Source organism: Okeania sp. (assembly GCF_983059655.1).
Map to the genome: position 1 here is coordinate 1 of NZ_CEZPJD010000258.1, position 2,019 is coordinate 2,019.

At 33.2% G+C, this 2,019-nt stretch carries 1 protein-coding gene and 1 pseudogene; both read right to left on the reverse strand.

The genetic code is table 11. The features are described 5' to 3' along the window. Positions 1-711: 711 nt before the first annotated feature. Positions 712-1,179, reverse strand: a complete 468-nt coding sequence (locus tag AC3DU7_RS15605) for a DUF4332 domain-containing protein (RefSeq protein ID WP_488040248.1) — start codon at positions 1,177-1,179, stop codon at positions 712-714. A 375-nt stretch (positions 1,180-1,554) separates the two neighbouring features. Further along, a pseudogene (locus AC3DU7_RS15610) lies at positions 1,555-2,019 on the reverse strand (AAA family ATPase); the annotation flags it as partial.

Below are 2,019 nucleotides of genomic sequence, written 5' to 3' on the forward strand. Positions count from 1 at the left end.
TCAAGCGTAGGGGCAAGTTAACCCTTATAGTTAAATTATCTCACAATTATTTTGGGAATGCAAGGCAAAAACCTAGGTGTTTTTTTGGTGCTTCACAGAATGACAATTTGTGGGGTTTTTCAATGGAGTGATCGCTTCTATATAGATAACTAAGATAACTAATAAAAATCACCTCCAGTCTAGCCATATTTGTGTCTTTTATTTCTCCAGACTATTTGTGGTAGATAGTGCTGAGTATTTTATGTGTATTTCTTGATTGAATAAAAAGTCAAGTGCAGGGGCGAGTTAACCCTTATAGTTAAATTATCTCACAATTATTTGGGGAATGCAAGGCAAAAACCTCGGCGATTTTTTGAGCTTCACACAATGACAATTTAGTGGGGATTTTCAGTAGAGCGATCGCTTCTATATAGATAACTAATAAAAATCACCTCTATTTCTCCAGAATATTTGTGGCAGTGAGTGCTGAGTATTTTATGTATACTTCTTGATTGAATAAAAAGTCAAGTGCAGGGGCGAGTTAACCCTTATAGTTAAATTATCTCACAATTATTTGGGGAATGCAAGGCAAAAACCTCGGCGATTTTTTGAGCTTCACACAATGACAATTTAGCGGGGATTTTCAGTAGAGTGATCGCTTCTAAAGACCTTATAGAAATTACTTTGAAAAAACGGTGTGAGACGAAAACTTGTCGATCGCTACCTTTTCTCTTAATCAGACCAATCTATAGACCATTTTTTTGATGGTAATTTAGTAGTTGGCACATTGTTATGGGCAGTTTTTCTTTGAAGATTTGTTGCCTGAGCAACCCAACTTCTAACCATACTTAAACTAGGTAAGCGTTGCACAAGTTGTTTTTGATGGTTAAGCTTCATCATCTGAGAGTGGAGTGTTTCAGGAAACCGATTTTTTAACTGAGAAATTGTATGTACTCCTAAAGCAGATAATAGGAAAAAATATTCCCGATCTACTCCTTTAATTTGTGATAAATCAGCAAAATTTACCCACCGAATAATCAGGTCTTTCTCAATAGAAGTAGCTTGCTCTAATTCTTCTATTCCTGCGAGAGACGAACATTTTTCTAATAGTTCTGTTACTTTAGTGATACCTACTCCTATTAATTTTTCAGCATATACAGAATTTATGCCTTCAATATCTTGAATATTATTTATCATCATTTATCTGTTATTTGACTTTAACTATTTTATCTTCTGTCGAGGAGCTATGATAAGAAGTCATTTCAGTTATCAGTTATCAGTTATCAGTTATCAGGGCAAGCTCATCTAAAATACTATTGACAAATAAAGGTTTTTATGAGCTGCTTGCATTACAAGCTTTTCAAGGAATTATTAATATCACAAAATATTCATAATTATGGGTTTTCTTGCTTAACAATTGGAATGTATTCTAGTTACTAAATTAATCTAAAAAGCTTTCAGAGCAACAGGTACACAAAAAATACTATTTGTCAATGATTGTTAAGATGAGCTTACCCTGTTCAACAACTTCAACTTATGTTACTAATACTAATTCACATAAATAATTTTGAGGATTTAATCATAATCTACTTCAAGCACTTCTGTATATTCAAATTCATTCGGACTACGTTTTACTAAAGGATAAGATTCTCCATTTAACTGAATAGCATCTTCTTCACAATCTAATTTTGGAGAATTATAAGAAAGCACATATTCTCTACTAATATAATCCGCCATTTCTTCAGCTACTTCACCTCGCCATTGAGTTTTAGTTACTAATACAACTAATTGATTTGCTAATTGAGGAATAATATTAGCAATTTGTCTGCGATAAATTTCATCTAAACTGCCAAAAGGAGAATCCATTACTATGGGAAAAGTGCTACTATCGGGTCCCATTAAAGTGTTTTTTTGACTCCAGATTCTTACTTCGTCAATAATACTACCAATAAATGCCAAACTGAGGATTTGATTTTCTCCTGTAGAAGCGGCAACTAAAGCATCTTCTCCACCAGTATTTTCTACTAAAGTTAATTCATA